General features: G+C 46.6%; 1 protein-coding gene. It reads left to right on the forward strand.

Features of this window, described 5'->3' with window-relative positions:
* The coding region (locus JUI58_RS00375) for a hypothetical protein (protein ID WP_204101773.1) at positions 1 to 311 on the forward strand (311 nt) is incomplete at both ends.

Consider the following 311-nt stretch of genomic DNA (forward strand, 5'->3'; position numbering starts at 1 on the left):
TAGCTGTTAATGTGGGGCAAAGTTTAACCTTAATTGGGGGAACGGTCATCAATACAGGCAGTCTCAATGCGCCCAATGGTACCATAACCCTTGCTGCCGTTCCTGGGAGCAGCTTAATCCGCATTCAGCAAGCAGGGAGTCTCTTGAGTTTAGAGGTTGAAATTCTCAAAGATAGCAATGGTGAGATTCTTCCTTTCACAATGTTGGATATTCTCGCACTATTAACAGCTTCTCCTTCCCCGACAGATGCAAATCTGGCGAATGCAAACACAGGAGATTTAATCGTGACGGGGGAGGTGCAGGGGGAAAAT

Origin of the sequence: Spirulina sp. CCY15215, assembly GCF_016888125.1 — a bacterium.
Taxonomy (GTDB): domain Bacteria; phylum Cyanobacteriota; class Cyanobacteriia; order Cyanobacteriales; family Spirulinaceae; genus CCY15215.